Annotated in this window: 18 protein-coding genes, 1 tRNA gene and 1 pseudogene; 5 read left to right on the forward strand and 15 right to left on the reverse strand. The window is 59.2% G+C overall.

Annotated features, from left to right (window positions below):
* Window positions 1-191: 191 nt before the first annotated feature.
* The 3 genes from ACX3P1_RS09950 to rplU form a co-directional block, all read right to left on the reverse strand.
* Window positions 192-779: a GNAT family N-acetyltransferase gene (locus tag ACX3P1_RS09950; RefSeq protein ID WP_459079410.1), complete on the reverse strand. Its 588-nt coding sequence runs from the start codon at window positions 777-779 to the stop codon at window positions 192-194.
* A gap of 120 nt (window positions 780-899) precedes the next feature.
* On the reverse strand, window positions 900-1,169 hold the full coding sequence (rpmA, locus tag ACX3P1_RS09955; protein ID WP_459079411.1) for a 50S ribosomal protein L27: 270 nt from the start codon (window positions 1,167-1,169) through the stop codon (window positions 900-902).
* A 93-nt stretch (window positions 1,170-1,262) separates the two neighbouring features.
* Window positions 1,263-1,886, reverse strand: a complete 624-nt coding sequence (gene rplU / locus ACX3P1_RS09960; protein WP_459079412.1) for a 50S ribosomal protein L21 — start codon at window positions 1,884-1,886, stop codon at window positions 1,263-1,265.
* A gap of 356 nt (window positions 1,887-2,242) precedes the next feature.
* Between rplU and ACX3P1_RS09965 the strand changes: the two genes are divergently transcribed.
* Both ACX3P1_RS09965 and ACX3P1_RS09970 read left to right on the forward strand, forming a co-directional pair.
* Window positions 2,243-2,332, forward strand: a tRNA-Ser gene (locus tag ACX3P1_RS09965).
* A 91-nt stretch (window positions 2,333-2,423) separates the two neighbouring features.
* On the forward strand, window positions 2,424-4,358 hold the full coding sequence (locus tag ACX3P1_RS09970; protein WP_459079413.1) for a hypothetical protein: 1,935 nt from the start codon (window positions 2,424-2,426) through the stop codon (window positions 4,356-4,358).
* A gap of 149 nt (window positions 4,359-4,507) precedes the next feature.
* On the opposite strand, the gene ACX3P1_RS09975 is transcribed toward ACX3P1_RS09970, so the two are convergent.
* The 4 genes from ACX3P1_RS09975 to ACX3P1_RS09990 form a co-directional block, all read right to left on the reverse strand.
* The gene (locus ACX3P1_RS09975) at window positions 4,508-4,891 is read right to left on the reverse strand and encodes a hypothetical protein (protein WP_459079414.1); all 384 of its coding nucleotides are present in this window, start codon (window positions 4,889-4,891) and stop codon (window positions 4,508-4,510) included.
* A gap of 342 nt (window positions 4,892-5,233) precedes the next feature.
* The gene (locus ACX3P1_RS09980) at window positions 5,234-6,070 is read right to left on the reverse strand and encodes an ATP-dependent metallopeptidase FtsH/Yme1/Tma family protein (RefSeq protein WP_459079415.1); all 837 of its coding nucleotides are present in this window, start codon (window positions 6,068-6,070) and stop codon (window positions 5,234-5,236) included.
* A gap of 112 nt (window positions 6,071-6,182) precedes the next feature.
* Window positions 6,183-6,524: a DUF6634 family protein gene (locus ACX3P1_RS09985; protein ID WP_459079416.1), complete on the reverse strand. Its 342-nt coding sequence runs from the start codon at window positions 6,522-6,524 to the stop codon at window positions 6,183-6,185.
* On the reverse strand, window positions 6,524-7,633 hold the full coding sequence (locus tag ACX3P1_RS09990) for an AAA family ATPase (protein ID WP_459079417.1): 1,110 nt from the start codon (window positions 7,631-7,633) through the stop codon (window positions 6,524-6,526). Before ACX3P1_RS09990 ends, ACX3P1_RS09985 begins: the two co-directional genes overlap by 1 nt.
* 54 nt (window positions 7,634-7,687) lie before the next feature.
* On the opposite strand from ACX3P1_RS09990, the gene ACX3P1_RS09995 reads away from it, so the two are divergent.
* Window positions 7,688-8,413: a hypothetical protein gene (locus tag ACX3P1_RS09995; RefSeq protein WP_459079418.1), complete on the forward strand. Its 726-nt coding sequence runs from the start codon at window positions 7,688-7,690 to the stop codon at window positions 8,411-8,413.
* Between the two features lie 35 nt (window positions 8,414-8,448).
* Here ACX3P1_RS09995 and ACX3P1_RS10000 read toward each other — a convergent pair whose 3' ends face one another.
* From ACX3P1_RS10000 to ACX3P1_RS10015, 4 genes are all read right to left on the reverse strand, one after another.
* Window positions 8,449-8,967, reverse strand: coding sequence for a hypothetical protein (locus tag ACX3P1_RS10000; RefSeq protein WP_459079419.1), 519 nt, complete (start codon window positions 8,965-8,967; stop codon window positions 8,449-8,451).
* A gap of 247 nt (window positions 8,968-9,214) precedes the next feature.
* On the reverse strand, window positions 9,215-10,177 hold the full coding sequence (locus tag ACX3P1_RS10005; RefSeq protein WP_459079420.1) for a hypothetical protein: 963 nt from the start codon (window positions 10,175-10,177) through the stop codon (window positions 9,215-9,217).
* Between the two features lie 266 nt (window positions 10,178-10,443).
* Window positions 10,444-10,746 (reverse strand): hypothetical protein, encoded by a 303-nt coding sequence (locus ACX3P1_RS10010; RefSeq protein WP_459079421.1) that lies wholly within the window; start codon window positions 10,744-10,746, stop codon window positions 10,444-10,446.
* Window positions 10,747-11,158: 412 nt separating this feature from the next.
* Window positions 11,159-12,631 carry a hypothetical protein gene (locus ACX3P1_RS10015; RefSeq protein ID WP_459079422.1) on the reverse strand — a complete coding sequence of 491 codons (1,473 nt, stop codon included), beginning with the start codon at window positions 12,629-12,631 and terminating at the stop codon, window positions 11,159-11,161.
* Window positions 12,632-14,348: 1,717 nt separating this feature from the next.
* On the opposite strand from ACX3P1_RS10015, the gene ACX3P1_RS10020 reads away from it, so the two are divergent.
* The gene (locus ACX3P1_RS10020; RefSeq protein WP_459079423.1) at window positions 14,349-16,280 is read left to right on the forward strand and encodes an acyltransferase family protein; all 1,932 of its coding nucleotides are present in this window, start codon (window positions 14,349-14,351) and stop codon (window positions 16,278-16,280) included.
* Window positions 16,281-16,351: 71 nt separating this feature from the next.
* A pseudogene (locus tag ACX3P1_RS10025) lies at window positions 16,352-16,564 on the forward strand (transposase); the annotation flags it as partial.
* Between the two features lie 262 nt (window positions 16,565-16,826).
* Here the strand turns inward: ACX3P1_RS10025 and ACX3P1_RS10030 are convergent.
* The 4 genes from ACX3P1_RS10030 to ACX3P1_RS10045 all read right to left on the reverse strand — a co-directional run bounded on the left by ACX3P1_RS10030 (window position 16,827) and on the right by ACX3P1_RS10045 (window position 21,649).
* Entirely contained in the window at window positions 16,827-18,182 is a 1,356-nt protein-coding gene (locus ACX3P1_RS10030; RefSeq protein ID WP_459079424.1) for a UDP-glucose dehydrogenase family protein, read from the reverse strand.
* 235 nt (window positions 18,183-18,417) lie between these two features.
* Complete coding sequence (locus ACX3P1_RS10035) at window positions 18,418-19,122, reverse strand: hypothetical protein (RefSeq protein WP_459079425.1); 705 nt, start codon at window positions 19,120-19,122, stop codon at window positions 18,418-18,420.
* Between the two features lie 110 nt (window positions 19,123-19,232).
* Window positions 19,233-20,378: an N-acetyl sugar amidotransferase gene (locus ACX3P1_RS10040; RefSeq protein WP_459079426.1), complete on the reverse strand. Its 1,146-nt coding sequence runs from the start codon at window positions 20,376-20,378 to the stop codon at window positions 19,233-19,235.
* 38 nt (window positions 20,379-20,416) lie between these two features.
* Window positions 20,417-21,649, reverse strand: a complete 1,233-nt coding sequence (locus ACX3P1_RS10045) for a hypothetical protein (protein WP_459079427.1) — start codon at window positions 21,647-21,649, stop codon at window positions 20,417-20,419.
* Between the last annotated feature and the right edge of the window lie 4 nt (window positions 21,650-21,653).

Here is a 21,653-nt window from a genome sequence, read left to right on the forward strand (position 1 = left end):
CTCGCACCTCAGGATGAGGACCGTTGTTGCTTATCGCTCGGTATCTGCCGACAGGGCAGGAGACGCCCCCGGAGCGCCGCCCTTCCTCATCCTGAGGTGCGAGCCCGCTTTGACGCCCGAGAAGGAGCACAAGCCCGGAAGGGCGAGCCTCGAAGGACGCACCCCGCCGAACATCATCAGACTGGGCATCATCAGAAATGCACCCAGTTGCGCAGGCTGGTCCAGGTCTTGCGGTCGAGACGATAGCGCTCGACCGGCACCTGGCCGGCGACGATCGAATTCAGCATGCCCTGGCCGGCATACTGGAAGCCGCATTTGTGGATGACCCGGCGCGAGGCCGGATTGATGACCCGGCACGAGGCCTGCAGAACCTGAATGTTCGTGCTGCGGAAGGCGAGATCGACTAGGGCGTGCGCGGCCTCGGTGGCATAGCCGCGCCGCCAGTAGGGCTCGCCGATCCAGTAGCCGAGTTCCAGCCCGCGATCCGTGGTGTTCAGGCCCGCACAGCCGACGATGGTGTCGGTTCCGGCCAGCGTCAGCATATAGGCCGCGCCGCCGCGCCGTGCCTTGGTCATGGACAGGAAGGCGCGCGCCTCGGCCTCGCCGTAAGGGTGCGGCATGCGCGCCAGCATCTGGGCAATGTGGTGATTGTCGGCCAACTCCACCAGTTGCGCGATGTCGCTTTCCTGCGGTGCACGCATCGTCAGGTTTTCGGTGGCGATGACCGGGCAGTCTATGGCGAAACTTTCGTCTCCGTCGTCTTCCGCTTCGGCAACCATGGTGAAAATCCTCCAGAAAAGAAAAAGGGGAAATGGCTTGCCCATCTCCCCTGATCCATTTCCTGGCTTGGCCAGACACCGGTCCCCGAGATGGGTGCCGGTGTTCTCGTGCGGAACCGGCTACTCCGCGGCCTTGAGTGTCGGATTTACCGACACGTAGGTTCGGCCATTGGCTTTTTTGTTAAAAGTTACAGCGCCGGTTTCGAGCGCAAAAAGGGTGTGGTCCGTGCCCATGCCGACATTGACGCCGGGATGCCACGTGGTGCCGCGTTGGCGAATGATGATGTTGCCCGGAATGACGGCTTCGCCACCGAACTTCTTCACGCCAAGGCGCTTGGAATGCGAGTCGCGACCGTTGCGCGACGAACCGCCAGCTTTCTTGTGTGCCATTTGTCTAACTCCTTTGCGCCGCGAAGCGCCTCAAATTCTTATGAACGCGCTTGGCGCTCGTTTCAAGTCAGATATCGGTTCTGGACCGACAGCTTACTTCTTGGCCAGTTCCTTGGCCTGCTCGCGCCAGTCCTTGATCTGGTCGGCGCTGAACGGCATGTTCGCGTCGATCGTCTCGACTTCGGCGTCGGTGAGGGCCGCGATCTGCGCGAAGGTGGTGATGCCCTGCGCGATCAGGTCCTTGGCCGCAACCGGGCCGATGCCCTTGATGACGACCAGATCGTCGGCATCGCCGGCCGGCGCGGTGAACAGCGGCGCTGCGGTGGCGGTTGCTGCCGGGGCGGCTTCTTTTTTCGCGGCGGCCTTTATCGGCTTGCCTTGCGCCTTCTTCGACGGCTTGGCGCCATCCGTTAGGATTTCGGAAATCCGCACGGTGGTGAGCAACTGGCGATGGCCGATCTTGCGGCGCGAATTCTGCCGGCGGCGCTTCTTGAACGCGATGACCGTGCGGTTCTTGCCCTGCTCGACGACTTCGACTGTTACCAGTGCGCCCGAAACGAAGGGCGCGCCGAAAACGACGTTGTCGCCTTCGCCATGTGCAAGCACAGTGCCGATTTCGACGATATCGCCGACATTGGCTTCGAGTTTTTCGATCTTCAGGAGATCGTTGGCGGCTACGCGATATTGCTTGCCGCCCGTTTTAATGACTGCGAACATTTTTTGCCTTTCGCTGTTCGGTCGACCTTGATGAACCGTCTTTCTCTCGAAAGAGGGACGGTTCGGCCGTCTTTTTGTCAGTCTGCGGGTTCAATAGACAAGCGGCGCGGAAAGCCTCCACGCCGATTGCGCGCTGTCCATAGACGCCGGCCCCGGCAAAGTCAAGGCGAGGCCGGTGACGAAGATGGGCGAGGGCGGTGACGAAGATGGAGGAGGGGGTGCGCGTTGACGCGCCGAAAGCGGCTGGCCGGCGTCGGGGGGCAGGGATTATCGCGGGCGCACATATTGGGCCTTGTAAGGTTGCTGTTCAGCCGTTATCTACTGCGCCGCGCCGTCAACGGCGGACCATGACCCGCGGAGAGGTGGCAGAGTGGTCGAATGCACCGCACTCGAAATGCGGCATGGGTGTAAGCCCATCGGGGGTTCGAATCCCTCCCTCTCCGCCAGGGCCTCGGGACTCGAACCCACTTTCAACGCAAGCACCTGATCCCGCTCCGTAATTTCGCCTCGCGGCTCCCATGGAAGGGAGTTGTCCACATGCCTGTATCGTTGAATGTATCGCGCGACGTATCGTCGGACGCATCGCTGGCAACGCCGGGAAACGCGCCTGCCTCTAAGGCCAGGGACGTGGCGGCCAGCGGCTCTCCCGGTCGCTATCTCGTCCGGTCAGGCTCCGTTTATCTTTTTCAGATTAGACTGCCCGGCGACCTGGCGGGGCCGCGTGCACGGTTCGTGCGCCTGGGATTGGGCGCGCTCACCGCACGGGAAGCACGCGTCCAGGCAGAGTTGCTGGCGGCACTCGCCAGAAACCGCTTCGACCAGATGAGGAAGACCAGATTGGAAAACGACGGCTTCGGGGATGCGGGCGAATACAATGGTGAGGGACCGCCCGACTTCAGCAACGACAGTCCCGAACTGGCGGCCGCGGAGGTGAAGGGTTACCTCAAGGCCATGCTCTCCATCGTCTCCCGACCCGCGCCGCCGACGCCGCCCCATCAGGAGGCGGCGTTCGCGGGCTTCCGGGGGCTGGTAAGCCTCGCCAGGGAATTGGCGAAAGGGGCGGACGGCAATCCGCTCATCGTCGAGAACGCGGAACTGATGAGGGCACAGTCGATCGCCAAGATCGCCGGGGAGTCCATGCCCCTGGGCCCGCAAGCCGTGCCACCGGCAGCGTCGTCAATGGTTGCCGGGCCGCACGCTGTCGCAGCCGCGTCGGTTTTGGCCGCAGCGGCGATCTCCTCTCCGGCAGAGCATCATCCAGGCGCCGACGTGCCCGAAACGGCAGGGCTTCCCCATGCCGAGGAACGGGACGATGCCGGCAAAAAAATTCCCGCCTTCAAGCTCGATCGACGGACCGTTGTTCGCAAGCCGTCGAGACATCCACTGCTCAGCGAGGTTTCCGACGAGTATTTCGCAGCCCGTGCCGTGAAGGTAGGCGAGAAAAACAAGGACATCGGCACGGCCAGGATGCGGACGAACCTGTTCATCGAGTTGATCGGCGACCATCCGGTCGACACCTATACCGGGGCCGACCTGCAGGCCTATGTATACCTCCTGACACATTGGCCCGCCTATGTCAGGGACAGGCCGAAGGAAAAGACGGCACGGGAAATCCTCGCCGCCAACCTCGACCTCAGGGCAAAGCCCCTGAAGCGCAAGGCGATGGAGGACGGGTACGTCTCGATCGTCAAGACGCTCGTGCGCCGGAAGATGACCGAGTACGATTTTCCGGATCCGTTCGCGGGGGTACGGCTCTTCTATCCGGATACGGCCGCGCCGCCCGAGTCGGCCGAACCCCTCGGCTCCGACCAGATCAGCCGCATCTTCAGGACGGGCGTTGCGTCAGGGTTGATGGACGACGCCATGCTGCCGCTGCTTGGCCATCTGACCGGCCGCCGCCTCGGCCTGCTGGTCCACCTGACCGGAAACGACGTCCGCGAGAAATATACAGGCGTCTGGGTCGCCCAGACCTCCGGCATCCAGCTTGATCAGGAAGGCCGCTGGCGGCGCGTCCCGATCAAGACCGACGCCAGCACCACGTTCTTCGTCCTGCATGACTTCCTGCGCGAGATCGGCTTTGTCGAATGGGCGCAGGCCCAGGGCGGGAATTTCCTGTTTCCGCAACTCACCGGTCTCGCCGACCCCAGCAAGAGCGCCAGTTCGTATATGGGCCGGCTGTTCAAGAAAGCAGGCGTCAAGGAAAGGCGCAAAGAGGTTTTCCACTCGTTGCGCGGCGGCAATATCGACCAGATGCGCGACAACAAGGTCGATCCTCGCGACCGCAAGCTCCAGGCCGGCCATCATCTGACCGACGAACATGACCTTTACGGCTTCAAGGCGATCAGCGAAGTGCGCGCGCGAAGCATCGCCTGTTCCGACCTGATGGAGGACGTGGACTTTTCGGCCTTCCAGGGTCTCGATTTTGACAAATTATGGCAGGCCAGGCGCACCTTCGGGCGGCGGCCGAAATGACGGCCCAAGGGCAATCGTGAGATTCAAACCCAAACGGCGTTTGACCGAGTAATGGGGGGAAGCGGACAGGTTGGTGACGAACGGCGTTTGATGCGCTGCCCGACCGTGCCGATCCGTGGTGATCAATCCCGGGGATGGGAGCGTATCGCCTAATCGGTCGCCGTGGCTTCATTCACCGGATCACCGTGCAGGTGAGGCTTACGCTGAAACGCCCATCCGGCGCCGTATTTGTCGACGAGTTCATCGAAGGCTTTGTCGCAGGCGAGCCTGTCGAACCCCTGAGCGACCAGTTCGCCCGTGATGAATTTCTGGAAGCGGAAGATTTCTTCCTCGCGGCCGCGCCGCAGGTTCTCGACGATGGCCCAGTGCAACAGGATGCGGGCGATGTCGTCGCGCGACGGCTTTCGCTCGGCTCGTCTTGTTGCGCGGACCACGCGCTGTCGTTCCCGCTGCCGGTCCAGTTTCTCGCGCCGTGACTGTGCCATCCGCCCAAACTCCCTGATTTCGATCAGGCAAGTCTGGCGGCCGCCCATGCATACGACAAACGTCGTTTATTCGCGGGTGAGACGGCAATGAGAATCGCTTGCCCGACGGATTGAATCGTTATTCCGCGGCGCTGAATCGAATTACCGTAAATCTTTTCGATGCACGATAAGTTGCGTGCAAGGCGAATCGGTGTGCGAGACCCTTCCGCCCAAAAAATGCGCACGCCGTTTGTCATCGTAACACAATTCCAGAATTTGGAATCGGCGTCATCCAGCTCTGAATCGGCACACGGTGATGGTGAATCGGAATAGCGCAATTTTTTTCGACGTGGATTGCCTTGCACGGACGTTGGCCCGACCTGTGCGTAGCCCAATGCGCGTCGCCTCGACTTATTTTTCGCTGGAGCCTCTATGGAAGCTCTGCAAACCCGGCGCTGCCCCTTTGCGATCCTCTTTCTGGTCCCGACTGACATAGGCAAGCTCGCCGAGCTGTCGGATCACGGCCTCCAGTTCGGGTCCCTCCAGCGTGTCATGAACCATCAGGGCCTTGGCAAGCCCATAATGGGGCTTCCGGTTCTGCCGGATGACATTCCGTGCCTTGGCATAGGCCAGTTCGAGGCGGGCATTGACGCGTTCGGCGATCGCGGGACTATGGACAAGCAGCGATGCGCGATCGGCAACTGAACGATAAAGCAGCGGCCGATCCTGTGCGAAGCCCATGGTCGTTTCCATGGCCTGCGCGAGTTCGGTTGCCTTGGCGAGATCGCTGTCCGGCGTTCCGCCTGATCCGGCAACGACAGTTCCAAGCAACTCTTCTTCCGCGGCACGCCCTGCGAGGGTCGCGATCAATATTGCATCCAGGAATTCTTCCGTCAGGACCGGAGTTTTTGGGACCCTGGTTTCGACGAACCCGTTACCATCCGGGGCGTCGATTGTAATTATCGTGACTTCGCGGATGCCGATGACAAGTTCGGCGATTGCGTGCCCGGCCTCGTGGGTGGCCATACGCCAGCGTAGAGCCGCCGACTTTTTTGGCTTTGCCGAATCCAGGGTGGCCACAATGTCCGCAAACGTGATGGCGTGGTTTTCACGGCGGGCTTTCTGACGCAGCTCTCGTGCCAGCCGTTCGATGTCGGCGCCGGTCAGCCCGTTTGCCTTGACCGCCAGCTTGCGCAGGACATTGTGCGCCGTTGCCCCGGGTGGCGTCGCCTGGTCATAATTGGTCATGTACTCTTCTTTCCAACGTGGACGGATGCGCGTAAATTATATTCGTGCTCGATTTCACCATCGCGGTGTGCTGCGGTGACGGCATGGCCAGACATCGGTCCGATCAAACGCTTCACGATGCACGCCAAGAACTTCCTCCTGGATGACCGAGCCGATACCAGCGGGACATCGTCCTCGCCCACCGGCGATCCTTGGAAAGTAACCAGAGATCGGACGTCGTGATCGGCCTTGCCTCCCCCGTCAGGATGGGGTGACCGGTCGACAGACCCACGAGGCATGGGATCGCACGTTGGGCACCGATCCAACGATCAAGGATCGGTGCATCCCCCGCCAGATGCTCGGGCGGGATACCGCGGCCAATCTTTTCGAAGTCGGCGAAGAGTGCCGCGAGGCCTGCCAACTCCAACTCGAATGCCGCGGACTGTCCGTCCTTGCCGGAATCAAAAATGATCATCAGAGCGCCTCCTTACGTGTGGGTGTTTGTTTTGCGGGAGCTGGGTTCCCGTTGCCCGTCGTGATCGGCAACTCGGGGTCTGTCGCCGGAGTGCTTTCCGCAGTCGCACCATCCGACGGGAATTGCAGCGGCGCGCTGTCGACAACGGAATCGAGATCGTCGCCGAGATGATGACGCAGGATGCCGATCAGAGCGGCGGTATCCGGCCTTGGGATTTCGATGTGTTTTTCCAGCCTGCCGGAGCGCAGCAGTGCCGCATCGATTATGGCGGCATTGTTGGTTGCTCCAACGATGATGACACCATCGGTTTTTGCGGCGCCGTCGAGCAATTCGAGCAGCCGGTTGACGACACTGTTCCAGTACGAGACCCAATCGCCTGTTGTGCCCCGTTGGCCGATGCCGTCGAATTCGTCGATGAAGAGAATCGCGGGTTTGTGCGCCTCGGCTTCGGCGAACGCCGCCGACATGCGTTTGAGCACGTCACCCAGATAGCCTGGCTCAAGCCAGGACGCGACCGAACTGACGATCAGCGGGACCTGGAGCGTGTTGCCAAGAGCGCGAGCAAAAATGGTCTTGCCGGTGCCGGGAGGGCCGCTGAGCAGAAGTTTCGTACTCAGGTCTTCCCAGGCCAGCTTTCCGGCCCGCCAAAGGACGAGGTCGGATTTCAAGCCAAGCGCCCAGTCCTTCGCCTCGCCGTAGCCGGAGAGGGTCTCGACGCGGAAGACAAAGCGATCCTTGCCGTTGTCTGTTGGGTCCGCCGGCTCGATGATCTCGCTGCCCGAGCCCGGATTGCCGCGGCCGTTTTTCGCGACGCTTGTCGCGGATGAGGATTTTTGTCCGAGAGACGTGCCGGAGCCTCCATCCCCGCCTTTCCCGGCTTTTGCCTCCCGGGTGCGGGCTTCGGCCAAACCATCCAGAATATCGAGGGCACGATAAGCGGACACGCCGGGCCGAATGGCAACCGCCAAGTCCGACAGATGAAGATGGCGATAGTCGCCGTAGTGGACCGCACCTTCCGGCGCGTTGCCGATGACCGTTTTCAGCGTCTCGCGTACGATCGTTTCCGAAAGCCCACCGCAGACCAGGTTCATCTGTGCTGCCTTGCGCAATGTCCGAGGTATCCAGTCCACCGTCTCAGCGACGCCAAGGATTGGATAGGAACTTTGCGCCGCCCAACCGATGCGCTGCTCCAGCGCTTCAACGTCGTCCGCGTCGTATTTCTTGCCATGGAAGACAATGATCCGCCTTGCGGGGCCAACGATGTGCTCGAACCGGATTCGGTTGCCATGCAGGATATCAACGTCGCTGCAGGTCGCCACCTTGCCCGGAAGGATGATGCCCCGCCTGAGAAGATCGACGAGCCGCTGTCCGAATCCTGTCACCTCGCAGGTGATCGCAACGATGGGCGATCCGAACTTCAAGGGCCGCAAAGCATCGTCAAGCCGGACGGAACTGGAATCCACGACCTCGGCGACCATGAGGACGGTTGCCACATCAACAGGATTTGGCGGATTGGCCGACCGGCGGACCATGCGCACAAGATGACGGATGAGTGCTTGCCGCTCGGCTTTGTCGAGTTTTTTCGTGCGGCGGGTTCCTGCCGGAGAAGGCGCTTGCTGTTTGACGGCGCAACAAACGAGCACGCCCTCGTCCGAGAGCATGAACTGGTTCTCATCTTCGAGGTCGGCAATGTTGGCCCGATCGGAAACGGATGTCCCGCCACTACGCCGCTCAAGCATTCGCGCGATCTCGATCTCCGACTTTCCGTCGACTGCCGGACCCGGTGTGAAGATCCGAACCTCGCGGTTGCCGATGATGCGCGTCTCGGTAACAAGGATCCCGGTCTCTACGGCGCGGTCGATCGCGACGATTTCGCAAGCACGCCGTAACCGCCGCAGGAAATGTTTGCCCAAACGCGAGGTCATCACGCATCACCTTTGGTCGGGAAGCATGTGATACCGCGCAGGCCACGCTCTTCGAGCCATTGGCCGACAATCCGGCAAGCCGGGTCGCCTTCATGAATGCGTGACTCGAGAAGGCTGACGATGCTGTTCGGCATGGGAATGCCCCGCGCCATTGCCGTGCGGGCAAAATGCATGGTCAGTCCGACGGCAACGGCGGGATCGTCCAGTGGTGTGGTGCGGCACGCGCAGGATGCGATCCGCCCGGCCTTGGCAAGCTTGCTGCATTCCCTGCTGTGCCCAAGCAGGCCCAGCAGCGTATCGGTGGCGCCCGGCGTGTCTGATTGCGGGTACCGCTCGATGGGCACGAGCGTCGGATCCGCCTTGGGCATCTTCCAGGCCAAGTCGGCAAACGCTTGGTGCGCGGTGTTGGCCCGGTCGGCAGACCGATTATCGGCGCTCGTTAGAGTGTCGCAAGGGTCCGGTTGCGCGGAACCTGCAGTCATCGGCGCCGGTGGATAAGACGAGGCATCGGCGCTCATGCCGGATTGGTTGCGGGTTTCGGGAAAGATATAGGGGCCGATATCCCCTGACGTGGCAGCGCTGACACTACGCGATGCGCGGACATTGCCGACAGCCGACGCGGCAAGGGGCACCCGTGACAAGCGGCGGGAATGACGAGGGTTCATGACAATACTTCTCCATGCCGCCGGCAAGGCGGTTTCGATGCAATGGAAGTGATGGGCAGGAAGGCTGTGCCGCTGGACGCCAACGACCAGAGCGCCTGCTTCACGGGCTGGCGCGAGAACGGGCGAAGCCGACCCTTACCCGTTCGTCGATCCGCGACGGGTGCCGTCCCCGGCTTTTGTTGCCACTCGTACTGCTTGAGCCGATTGCGGGAGCATCGTCGGGGTCGGCGTCATCCGGCTCCGGCCACCCAGGGACCGCATCGCGATGCAGGTCACCACGGGCCGGATCGATCAAGTTGAGTACGTCCTTGCATTGGCGACCAAGTTCCTCGCGAACGCGAACGGCAAACATCGACCGCAAATGGGCCATCGCTTCGCCGGCACCAGTAATTTCGAGGAGGTCGTCGATCTCACAAAGACCGAAGATGCCCTTGTCGTGATCGCTTGCTTCGTTCGAACCGTCGACGATGGCAATGCCGACATCCGATACCGGCGGTGCCTTGCGCTCGACATAGAGCCAGTCCGCCGCAATCAGCGCGACCGCCATCATGCGGCTGCGCAGCGTATCGAGCCGATGTTCGCTATAGGATGCGAGCGACCGCTTGACGTCGATGATGAGGGCCGAATGGTGCTTCCGGTTCACGATGACGATGTCGGGTGTATAGGATTTCTTGGAATGCACCTCGGAACGCAGCCTGATGCCTTCAAGCGAACTCCACTCGTTGCGTTCGAGGAACTCGATTGCCGCAGGCACCACCGGCATTGGCTTGTCCTGTGGCATCACCTGCAGATCCGGATTGCAGGCGGCGATGCGGATCATGCCCCATTCCAGCAACTTGCCTTCGTGGAATGACACCGACCTGGCCATCGAGACAAGGCCGGCATAGTCACCGAAGACGGCGTCCGGCCTGGTATCCCCGGAAAGGATCGCAGCGATGGCCTTGTCGACCATACGGCCGAAGTCGGATTCGAGTTTGGCGATGGCGGCAGCATGCGGCCATGCCGGTTTCAGCTCGGAAGATGGTTCTTTCCCGACGGAACCAAAGACGTTAGTGCTCGCCATAGCCCAAGACCTTTCAACCAGGTTGCGGGTCAGGCCTTCGTCGGTGTCACAGCACCGGCGGAGGCCGACTTGTCCCGGATGTCGCCGGAACGGGAGCCTTATGAACGGATCCAGAACAGACCGGAGCCCACAATCGTCGCGGCGGCCCATCCACGCGATCGCAAGGTTAATTTCGGGCTCGGGAATTCACGAGGATCTTTCTTGGGTTGCAACGACCCGCGACCAATGAACCGAGGCGGATCGTAATCGCCTGCGGGATGTGATTGTTACCGGGACCGGTTCGGGCGCAGCTTTGCATCCAGCCGGTCAAGCTCGATCTCGAAGGCCGCCAGTTCTCGCTCGAACCGGACAAGCGCCAACTGCATCGCGAGAACGTTGCGGCTGTTCGCCGGGGCCGACATCTCGGCGCGCGCATCGATCAGCCGCTGGATGAACCCGGGACCGGTCACGCTTTTCAGGCTGAAGGTATTGTCGAGTTCAAAGAGCCTCTCCTGCGCGATTCGATTTCGGTGCGGTACGTCGGCGAACCGGGCAAGGCATTGTGGTATGAGTTCAGGTTCGTAATCCATTTTGGTGCTTCCTCGTGGAGAAGCCGGGATTGGCTTTCCTTCGCAATCGTGAGGAAGGGCCTTGCAAGCCACAAATCGGGGAGTGGGTCGACTTGCCAAAAGCCTCCGCCAAGCCACCCACGTTCGATTTCAGGTAGGTCGCGGAAGTACGGCCGGTTATAGTAGGCACCCAAACGGCGCTTTCGGCCCGGGGGCAAGGATGCCAGGCCATCAAGCACGAACATCAATGCAGGTCGGTACGGCGGATCGATTGCAAACGGGGAGCCTAAAAAGGGATCCTCATTACCTTGATCGGTTCTTCGATCCGGCTTCGCGAAAGACGGAAATGAGCGCGCCGGTTAATGCCGTCCCAAAAAAAGAGGCCCCCGCTTTATGGCGAGGGCCTCGATTTTGGATTGCCGATGAGACGAGATCAGCCGATATCCGGCGAACTGCCTGACGTGTCGTCGCGAACCTTCATGAAAGACGGCGGCCCGAATTTTCCACGTGGTGAAGTTTCTGGAGATGGCAACGCTGGTGTATCGGCAAGGCTACTCTTGAGTTTGCGGCCATTTGTTTTGGCGCGGGTCGATGTGGGGCCATCACCCTCCTTCACCGGCGCCGAAACTTCAAGCTCGCCCTTGCCGGTCGCCTTCGCTGCCCGCTTGGGCGCGATCGCGGCCTTTAGGAATTCAGCTGGGGTCCAGCCTCCGATCAATCCGGTGGTGGCCTTTTCCGCTTTCGCAGGACCAAGTTTCATTGTGACGGCTTTCGCGGCGGTGGCATTCTGGACATCGGCCCCCGCCTCCTTGATCGCCGGGCCACTTACCCCCTTTGGCGTCAATGTGCGTCCCGGCTTATTGTCGTCCGGCTCCGCGACCGGTTGCAGCTTGACTTCGACTGCCTTGGCCATCGCCTCGGCCACCTTGGGTCCAACCGCCCATTGCAAGGCGGGCAGGACTTCCTGAATGAACCAAGGCTCGAACAAATTTCCCTTGGGCCAATTTTCGACGGTGCCACCGGCCCGGTAGAGAATTTTCGATAAGTTGTACCACGAACTGTCTTTCGGGAACTCTGCCGGATCGGACCTCCAACGGTCGTTCGCAAAGGGTGGCGCGAGATAGAGGGCCAGATTTACCAGTTCAGCCCTGGCGCGGCGCGCACGATGTGCAAACTCCTCGACCAGCGTGCTCTTGATCAAACGCTTGCCGGCGGCGTGCCGCAAAGCGGCCGTCTGTGCGATCTCAAGCATTTCGGCGAGGTGGTCGATGAGGATCGGCACGCCGAGGTTCGTCTTTTCGCGGATCAACGCCTTGAGACCTTCCGAGCCGGCGACGTTCGCTGCCTCGGGCAAAACAGGCTTGATGGCGCCGTCGGTGACGAATGCCTTGACCTCCGCTACCGTCGGACGCTCGCCGGCCTTCAGTTTTGCTACCACCGCTTCGATTTTGTCGGCTGGAGCCAAACTCAGCGCGTACATCGCCACGCGCTGCACGTTGCTCTCGACAAGTTGTGCGCGAAAGCCGCTCAGATTCTGATGAACCTTGACGTAATTCTCCGCAGCGCGCCGGGACAGCCCGCAACGCTTTTTGGACCATTTCTCGAATGCTTCCTGGCTCGCGAACTCCTTCCTCGCCGTCTCCAGCGCAGCGCCCCGCACAAAGACCTGCTCGGCATCGACGCGGTCGGAGCCGGCGAGGATGACTTCGCATTCCTTAATCACCTGAATGCTGCCGGCGGGGACACCCAGTTCCTCGAGCGTGTCCGCCGATCCTGGCTCCTTGACCTTCTTCGTGCGTGCGCCCGTCGCTCGCGTCTCCTGCGGAGGCGTGTCCGCAGCCTCTTGTGGTGCAACAGCAAGAGGAACGTGAGCTGCGCTTGCGAGGAGGTGTTGTGAATGCGTCATGATAATACCCTTTCCGGCCTTTGGCCTATGCCATGACAAATGTCAGAAGCAATATTAAGAGTATATACCAAGTTTATTCGCATGTCGAATCTCACTATCACAACTAATACTAAGGATAGCCAATATCAATGAAATTGAATACTGCTAAGATGCGCCAAATTAATCACATGATATTTGGAGATAATTTATTTTCATGTATACGACACCCATTTTTCTTGGCGCTTATGTAAGGGCGTTGCTGTTCGAGCGGCCTTATTAGTTCAGACTGCCCGCTCTTTCTCTTGCCACTCCAGAAACCCCCGATTTTCACCCGCGAATGAAGTATCGTTGCTGCAGCATAAGAAATCTTACGTCTGCAAGCGGCAAGCCAGAAAGTGCAGCTCTCGGACTAACTCGCTGCGGGTCGTGATGTCCGATTTGCCGTAGCAACACCACTCAGGCAAACATTGCCTGAGTGGTGTTGCGGTCATCTGTCCAGTCTCCCGGTCGTGCCGCGCGCCTGATTCTCTCCCTGAGCATAATCAGTTCCGCTGCCACTATCCCGTCGATCACGGGCACCAGTTCCAGGGGCCCATTCGTCACGTCTATGAGGTCGATCAATGCCCGTAGTCGATCCGCGGTCAGCGCATTGTCGGCAGCGGTCGCAGCCGCGACCTTATCCAGTCGGGAGCGGATTCGGCCCCCGAGCCGGACGTAAAAGCGTCATCAACCTCCCCTGAAAATCCGGGTGGTGAAACCGTAATGATTTTTGTGTCCGCTCACCGACGGACAGATATCCGGCGATTTTCGAGGTGTCGCCGCCTGCCTGCATAAGCCATGTTGTCGTCGTGTGGCGGAGCGCATGTTGTTCAGGCCGTCCCGTTCCGCATCGTTCGGGATCACCCTCTTGAGCAGTCGAAAGAGCGCCGAGGCCGTGCCGGCAGGCTTACCATTCCATTCGATGAGATATCGGGCACCGTTCCTGTGCCAGCGTCGCACGTGGGCCAGCAGTCGCAGTGCGATTCGGGTCGGGTCGGCTCACTTGTTGTCTGGGACAAGTTCCCCGTCCCAACTCCGGTAAAAAATGCCATTTTCCAGTTCGAACCAAGGACGGCCTTCGTCCTTCACGAAAGGTGCCTGTTCGATTCGGTCCGTCGCGCCCCGGTATATGCGGCCAGCAGCATGAAACGCGCAATGTGACGTGTCGGTCTTACCGCTGTCGCCTTCGTTGCATCGCGCTTTTCAGATCTTCCGGAAGGCTTGGGACTTTCAGCTCCGCAGAACCGTGCACGTTTCATCCAGAATGCATATAGAGGTCTCTTTCAAAGAGACGTCCAAACCCGCATAATATCGCATGCTGCGCTTCCCTTTTGATGTTTGTGGCTGTTGGAGAACAAACCACGCTTATCATCAGCCCGAAGCGCAGCAGCCCTATCCAAAATTCTGAAAGATGAGCTCAAGCTGAATACCCCATCTGATCCTAGCGTTCCACAGTGGTCGTTCGCGGATCAAGCTGATGGTCATCTGACGACAGCCGGCGCGGAGTAGATGGCCGAGATATATTCAGCGGCGATACCTGCCGGGTTTGGCTGAGGGGCGCAGCGATTGCTGTAGGCACGGACGCCGCTACCAATTTCGGATCGGCATCATCCTTGACGCTGACCGGTGAAGCGGCAATACGGGAGGTATGGTGGCCCTTATCGCTTGCCACACTGGCGCATCCAATGCGAGGCGAACCGTGCTGAAACAAGTTGAACCGCTGGCCGAAAGCTCGGCGGTTGCAGGGAGAGGATTTTCCCATCCGAAATATCGAGCAGATATCGATGGGCTGAGAGCTGTTGCCGTGCTCTCGGTCGTCGCGTTCCATGCTTCTCCCACAGTTCTCCCCGGCGGTTTCATCGGTGTCGACATCTTTTTTGTCATTTCCGGCTTTCTAATTTCGACCATCATTTTCGAGAATTTGGACCGTGGGACGTTCGGCTTTCGGGAGTTTTACGCGCGGCGTATCCGAAGAATTTTTCCGCCATTGATCATCGTTATGTTGGCTTGTCTTACTTTTGGGTGGTTTGTACTGTTCAGCGACGAATACGCCCAATTGGGAAAGCATGTTGGTGCGGGCGCGGCGTTCATCTCCAACATCGCTTTATGGACTGAAGCTGGGTATTTCGACAACGCTGGTGAAACAAAGCCCTTACTGCACCTTTGGAGCCTCGGCATCGAGGAGCAGTTTTACATCGTTTGGCCGTTCCTGGTGTGGTTGGGATGGAAGCTCCGGTTCAATCTTGCTTTCGTGGCCATCACGATTGCGGCGGTTTCGCTCTCGCTAAACGTCGCCAACATACGGCAGGACGCGATCGGGACTTTTTATTCACCACAGACCCGGTTTTGGGAGTTGACGGCAGGGAGCCTGCTTGCATGGGTGGCACTGTATCGACCAAACATCTTCGTTGAACGCGGAGCCTTCGTCGCAAATACGCTCTCGCTAAGTGGTGCGGGCTTGCTGGCCTTGGGCTTTGTGATCATCAGGCCCGAGGGCTTCCCCGGTCTGTGGGCCGTGCTGCCGGTCGTTGGCGCCGTTCTGACTATTGCTGCAGGTCCATCTGCCTGGAGCAACCGCTTGATCCTTTCAAACAAGCTGGCTGTGTGGGTGGGGCTAATCAGTTTTCCGGTTTACCTGTGGCATTGGCCTTTGCTCTCTTTTGGACGGATTGTCGAAGGAGAAATGCCGAACCGAGGGTATCGCGTGGTAGCTGTCGCCGCATCTATCTTGTTGGCTTGGATCAGCACACGTTTTATAGAGAAACGACTACGGGGATCTAGCCACGGCGGTCTCAAGGTGGTCGGCCTTTTAGTCGTTATGGCTGTGGTCGGCATAACGGGCTACCACATTTACTCCAGTGATGGCGTCCCCTTCCGACGGATGGCGCAACTGGGCCAACAGGCCACCGATGCACGGCGCGATTGGAAGTACGTCGCGACGCGTTTCGTTCACGGCAAGATCGTTGACGTCCACTATCTCGCTGGCCGGCAGAAGCAGAACGTGCTTTTCATAGGCAGCAGCCTAATGGGACAGTACTATCCTCGCGTGGACTGGCTCTATGCCAACGAGCCCAAGCCCCTGCTCTCTACGACTTACATCTCTCGAAATCACTGTACGCCGATACCGAAATACGATCTTGTCAGCGGACCGGAGAACATCAATTGCCAAGATTATTACAAGGCGGCAATGGAAGTCGCGCGTAGCGATGCGGTGGTGAAAGTTGTTCTCGCCGGCGATTGGCCAAGATTCTTCGTCGATGGCCAATTGACCAAGCAGGGGCAATCGTTCGCGCTGGACCTCCAGGCTCTAATCAGCGATGGCAAGGAAGTGTTCCTGATTGGTCGTCCGCCGATGGATAAGAGGTTCGAGCCGTTGACTCTGGCGCGGAAGGCGATCACGGACTGGTCTGTTATGAGGGCGGAAGCCGAAGATGAGGAGTCGATGGCGGACCTCGGAAAGGTGGCTGCTCTTGCAGGCGCAACGCTGATTAATCCGCTGGACTTCCTTTGTGGGCCCGATCGTTGCCCCGTCGTTGTAGATGGCAAGCCTCTCTACAACGATGCCTCGCACATCCGTGCTGGATATGCGGCGTCATCTGCCACGTTCATTGACGGTCTTGTTGAACGATAAGCTGTCGCATCACTAGCCAAATAGACTCCCCTCTGAAAAGTGGTCCTCCCTTATATATGGCTTTTGAGCCGATGGAGGACTTAGGAAATGGCCAGAAAGAGACAGGTGCGGAAGAGATCGTCACGAAGTTGCGGCAGGTTGATGTACTGACTTCGCAGGGCAAATCGGTCGCGGGAGCGGTCCGATCGATAGGCGTGACGGAAGTCACATATTATCGTTGGCGGTCGGAATACGGCGGCCTGAAGGGCGATCAGGTCAAGCGGCTGAAGGAGTTTGAGACGGAGATTCTCGGCTTCGAAGGAAGCAGCCCAAAGCACGCGCGGTTGGCCAGGAATCCGCGCTGGAGCTTCCGTCTTGTGCCGACGCTCTGCTCCTGGCTCAATGCCGTAGAAGTTTCTTCGCCGACCTCAAACGTTTCGCTTGAAGTATGCTGTTTTCTACGCCGTCGCCGATCTCCAGACCGCCATCAACCGCTTTATCGAGGAGCACAACCCACAGCCTCGACCGTTCGTGTGGAGAACCGATCCCACGAGACCATCGCAGCCGTTAGCCGCGGGCACCAAACGTCGGAATCAATCCACTAGGTCGCCCAAAGGAAAGGTACTTAATTCCCGCGCATTTCATATTATTAGGATCGAATAAATTCCGGCCGTCTACAATTACTTTTTCAGCTAAATTCTTAACAAATACGGAGGGATCTACTGTTCGAAACGTGTTCCACTCCGTGCAAATAACTAAGGCGTCTGCTTCAATAAGAGCCTCCTCCTGCGATGCGCAGAGTTTCAAGTCAGATCGATCGCCATAAATCTGCCTGCACTCCGGCATGGCCTTTGGGTCGAAAGCCTGAGCTATTGCTCCAGCCGACCAAAGTTCTTCGAGCAATACTCGACTGGGAGCTTCGCGCATGTCGTCGGTGTTCGGCTTGAACGCAAGCCCCCATACCGCGATGCGTTTGCCGGAGAGGTTTCCGTTCAGAGCATACGAGAGCTTCGAGAAGAGCTTCCGCTTCTGGCGGTTGTTGACCGCTTCCACGGAGCTGATGAGCTCGGGCTCGTAGCCGACATCACGGGCGCTGCCCGTCAGCGCGCGCAGGTCCTTTGGGAAGCACGACCCGCCATAGCCCGCCCCGGCATAGGTGAAGTCGTAGCCGATACGCGGATCGGAGCCGATACCCAGTCGCACCTGGTCGATGTCAGCTTCGAGGAGCTCGGAGATATTGGCCAACTCATTCATGAAGCTGATCTTGGTGGCCAGCATCGCGTTGGCGGCATATTTGGTCAGCTCGGCCGACCGGATGCCCATGACCATCATCTTGGAATGATTGCGATTATAGGGCGCATAGCATTCCTGCATCAGTGTGATGGCGCGCTCCGATTCCGCACCGATCACGATTCTCGCGGCGCGGGTGAAGTCCTCGATGGCCGCGCCTTCTTTGAGAAATTCGGGATTTGAGCACACGTCGAAGATATGGCTGCTGTCGCGGGCATCGAGCGCTTGGCTGATCGTATCGTGAACTAGGGAGGCGGTGCCGACCGGGACGGTCGATTTGCCGATGACGACCTTGTAGTCGTCCATATGCTCGCCGATGGATTTCGCCACAGCCAGGACATATTTGAGATCCGCGCGCCCGTCATGATTGGAAGGCGTCCCCACTGCGATGAACAGGAGAACTCCGTGCTTCACCGCCAGTTCGGAATCGGTGGTGAACTGGAGCCGGCCCGCGTCCATGTTGTTCCGGACGATTTGTGCGAGCCCCGGCTCGTAGAACGGGATGATGCCGCGTTTCAATGTCTCGACACGCTGCACGTCCACGTCTACGCAAATCACTGAGTGACCGACGTCTGCGAGGCAGGCGCCCGAGACCAGCCCGACGTAACCACTACCAAATATTGTAACCTTCATACTGGTCGAACCCGATCTACGTAATGTTTACCGATAGCCGGCGTCACTTATGCTCATCGGCTGGATGAAAGGCAACCCATGCTGCCACCCGGCCGCGCGCCCGATGTCGGGGCCCTATTCGCATATGCAATACACACGATATTGGCCCCGGCGGTGGGAAGTGCCGGGCGCCAGATGTGTACTATCCGCTGGCGCCGCCGCGCCGGAACATCCGGCGGGGCGCGTCGGGCGGCGCTCACGAGGGCCCGTCCGCGGAAAGGCGGCCTCTCCTCTTGATCTCCATGCGCACGATGACGAAGACGGAAGCGAAGATCAGGCCCAGGATCACCGAGATGATGACTGATCGCTTGGCGGGCGAAGTCGCGTTCCGCTGTCTCTCTATCATCACAGTGGGGGCGAAATGCTGGATCGGGGAAAAATCGACATAGCGGAACGATCCCGACCGTACGGCGGCGGAATTAAGGAAGCGCATGGTCTTGTAGAGGCGTTCCGCCAGGAACTCACTACGCTTGTCATATGCAGTCGCCAGGTCCCTGAGGGTCGCCAGTTCGTTCGCCGCGCGGATCTTGGCCGCCTCGAACTGCAGGCGCGCGGCCTCCACGAACTCAGCGTAGATCTGGTCGGCGAGAGCCGGCGAACCGGAAATCAAATCCAGGGTGACGCGACCCGAGAGATCGCTCGACGATAGCACGGCGAAACGGTTGTCTGGGAGGATGTCGCTGGTGACGAGGTCCCGCTCGTTGGCTAGGCCGTACGTGTCGATGCTTGGCAGGATTTCCCACAGCTGGGTAAGGATTTGATCTTTGCTCATGTCGAAGGAATCCAGAGTGGGGTCTATGTTGAAGCGGAAATAGGCTGCATAGTGCAACGGCGGCACCGCCGCCTGTTTGTTGTCGCCGACCAGCATATAGGCGACGAGAACGCCCTCGGCGGCGGCCAAGAAAATCGCGAGGAACGTCCACTTCGTCCGCCAGACTTCCCTGACAAACGCGATAAAGTCTATGCCGCCTGTTTCCAGAGAATGCCCAACACCCATTGTCGCCCCCAGATCTACGAGTAGACCGTCATTTTCCGGCCGGTCAGTCGCTCGAGCAAGTTCTGGGCGGCCTTGGCGACGGCGCGACGCGACTCCCAAGTCGGAAAGTCGGTATGGCGATGGCTCGGCCCGGCCACCATGGCATGGAACTCGGTTGGCGTGATACGCAGCTTCTTGCAAAGATAGGTGATGTCGGTCTCCAGCTCGGACGGGTCGTAGAGAGGCTTCTCCAGTTCCGCCAGCGCTTTGTCGCGGGTCATCTGGCCCGAGACGATCAGGCTGGACAGATGCGGCAGCCGCTTGTCGTACCCGAACTTAATCGGGAGGTAATAGTTCTGGAACAGCTTGGTAAACAGCGATTCGCCATGCTTGCGGTCATAGGGCTTGTACCCAAAGGTCCGCTCCATCTCGGCGATGGCTTCCGCCTTGTTGAACGGCATGTAGTTGAGCGGACGCACGGTGCGCATCTTTTTGACGAAGGGATACCAGAAGTAATATTCCCAGAAGCCAATGGTGGAATAGGACCTGAGCGGCCGCGTGCCGAAGCGCCGGTGAATCGCCCTGAGATTGATCACGTCCATGGCGCTGCCATGCCAGGCCTGGGGGAAGACGCCCTCGGTCGCCGTATTGCCACCCGACAAGATCGTCCGGATGCCGTTCGACGTGGCAAAATTATACAGGGTCGCGAAGAAGACGTGATCCTGGGGAACGTCCTGATTGGGAATACCCGCTTTGAGATAGGCCAAGTGCAGATCCCGCATCTCCTCCCAGTCGACCACATGCGTATGCAGGTCGTAATTGCAATATTTGATCACGCGTTCGATGTTGGACACGGCCAGTTCCGAGTTCCAGCCGGCATCGACATGCACCACCAGCGGTCGCAACCCCCAGTCGCTCGCCTTCATCGCGAGATAGGAGCTATCGGCACCGCCCGACAGGCCGAGTATACAGTCGTATTCCTTGCGGCGACCCTCGCAGCGAATCTCGTCGAGAATGGCTTCGAGCCTAGCCGCGCCATCTTCGCCCGGAAACCACTGTGTTCCGACCAGGCGGTCGAACCCATGGCAGTGATTGCACACACCGTCTTCGTCAAACGTAATCTCGGGGTCGGACGTGTCCATCACGCAGCGCGTGCACCGTTGATACATGGTAGCGGTCATTCGTCCTTTCCGGCCATCAGTGGACCTGGTCGTTCGCGTTATGGATAAGAGAAAAGCATGACCAGCACAAGGCAGAGGGCGATGCCCGAACTCAGCAGGCTGGTGGTATAAGCCTGTTCGCTCAACAAAATTGCGAACAGAACGGCCAGTCCATAGAACTCGACTCTCCTGGTCTTGTGGAAGAAAGAGTCAAAAACGGAAAAGACCAGTGTTACGGATAATATCGCAATCAGGTAGCCTACCAGCCCGCCACTGACCAGGGAATACATAAATGCATTGACATTGGCGTTGTCGGCGGGATTGTTGAAATATATGCCGCCCACCATGAACGTATGGTCGGCATAGGTTCCCCTGTCGACGCCCAGCAGCATTTCGCGAAGACTGGAATGGACCCAAAGGTCGAAATAATAGGCCTGGACCTGCGGCTGGATGACGGAGATGCGTCGCAGGACGACATCGGCGATGGCCGTGCTGCCACTGACTTCATTGAGCAGCAGCGAGAGACTATAGCCGCCGATGCCGGCAAGGAGGATGAGCGGAACGAAATTGTCTCCTACGCGCCGCTCGCGCAGAGCGAGTCCAACGCAAGCCAACACCGCGACATTGAGGATTGGCGACTTCTGACCTACCAACCAGTAAATCAGCACCACATAGGCTATGGCGATGAATGCCGAAACATAGGACCTGCGGTGACCGGCGATGAATGCCAGCAAGGGAACGGCGCCGTTCGTCGCCATATTCATGGCGTAATTGGCCAGCGGATTGGCGGCCAGGACGACACGGGCGTCAAGGCGCCGGTCATATACGCCATCGAAATCGAAGCTCCCCCCATCTAGCACATGAGAGGCCAGGAATGCGCCGGCAATGGCGACAAGGGACAGCGGCAGGATGTTCATGCACCCGCTGCCGAGCTGGATAGGGGGAAGGAAACGGCTGACGAGGTCGTCAGTCACGCCCCGAAGCAGTAGGAAGACGATGTTGGGCGCAGTCAGGAGCGCTAGGAAGACCAGCATGAGCTCATAATTGATGAGGCCCGTTATCTTCCAGAAAATCGCACCCCAGAGAAAGCAGATGAGATTGTAGAACAGCAGGAAGAAATCCGATGGCCTCTGGATTCTGCTCGGAATGAACATCACCGCAAGCGCCGCCCAGGACACGCACACCACAATGTAGTCAAGTCCGATGGGAACATCGGAAAGGCCCATGTGCGAATACATGCCATACAATATCTTCGTATAATTCAGGTAGGTTACGAACAGAAGCGCAACCACCAGT

Source organism: Mesorhizobium sp. A623 (assembly GCF_054489405.1).

What these genes read in the sequence shown, in the direction of transcription:
- ACX3P1_RS09950 (WP_459079410.1), bottom strand. Translation starts at nt 779, where the DNA reads ATGGTTGCCGAAGCGGAAGACGACGGAGACGAAAGTTTCGCCATAGAC.
- rpmA (WP_459079411.1), bottom strand. Translation starts at nt 1,169, where the DNA reads ATGGCACACAAGAAAGCTGGCGGTTCGTCGCGCAACGGTCGCGACTCG.
- rplU (WP_459079412.1), bottom strand. Translation starts at nt 1,886, where the DNA reads ATGTTCGCAGTCATTAAAACGGGCGGCAAGCAATATCGCGTAGCCGCC.
- ACX3P1_RS09970 (WP_459079413.1), top strand. Translation starts at nt 2,424, where the DNA reads ATGCCTGTATCGTTGAATGTATCGCGCGACGTATCGTCGGACGCATCG.
- ACX3P1_RS09975 (WP_459079414.1), bottom strand. Translation starts at nt 4,891, where the DNA reads ATGGGCGGCCGCCAGACTTGCCTGATCGAAATCAGGGAGTTTGGGCGG.
- ACX3P1_RS09980 (WP_459079415.1), bottom strand. Translation starts at nt 6,070, where the DNA reads ATGACCAATTATGACCAGGCGACGCCACCCGGGGCAACGGCGCACAAT.
- ACX3P1_RS09985 (WP_459079416.1), bottom strand. Translation starts at nt 6,524, where the DNA reads ATGATCATTTTTGATTCCGGCAAGGACGGACAGTCCGCGGCATTCGAG.
- ACX3P1_RS10000 (WP_459079419.1), bottom strand. Translation starts at nt 8,967, where the DNA reads ATGAGCGCCGATGCCTCGTCTTATCCACCGGCGCCGATGACTGCAGGT.
- ACX3P1_RS10005 (WP_459079420.1), bottom strand. Translation starts at nt 10,177, where the DNA reads ATGGCGAGCACTAACGTCTTTGGTTCCGTCGGGAAAGAACCATCTTCC.
- ACX3P1_RS10010 (WP_459079421.1), bottom strand. Translation starts at nt 10,746, where the DNA reads ATGGATTACGAACCTGAACTCATACCACAATGCCTTGCCCGGTTCGCC.
- ACX3P1_RS10015 (WP_459079422.1), bottom strand. Translation starts at nt 12,631, where the DNA reads ATGACGCATTCACAACACCTCCTCGCAAGCGCAGCTCACGTTCCTCTT.
- ACX3P1_RS10030 (WP_459079424.1), bottom strand. Translation starts at nt 18,182, where the DNA reads ATGAAGGTTACAATATTTGGTAGTGGTTACGTCGGGCTGGTCTCGGGC.
- ACX3P1_RS10040 (WP_459079426.1), bottom strand. Translation starts at nt 20,378, where the DNA reads ATGACCGCTACCATGTATCAACGGTGCACGCGCTGCGTGATGGACACG.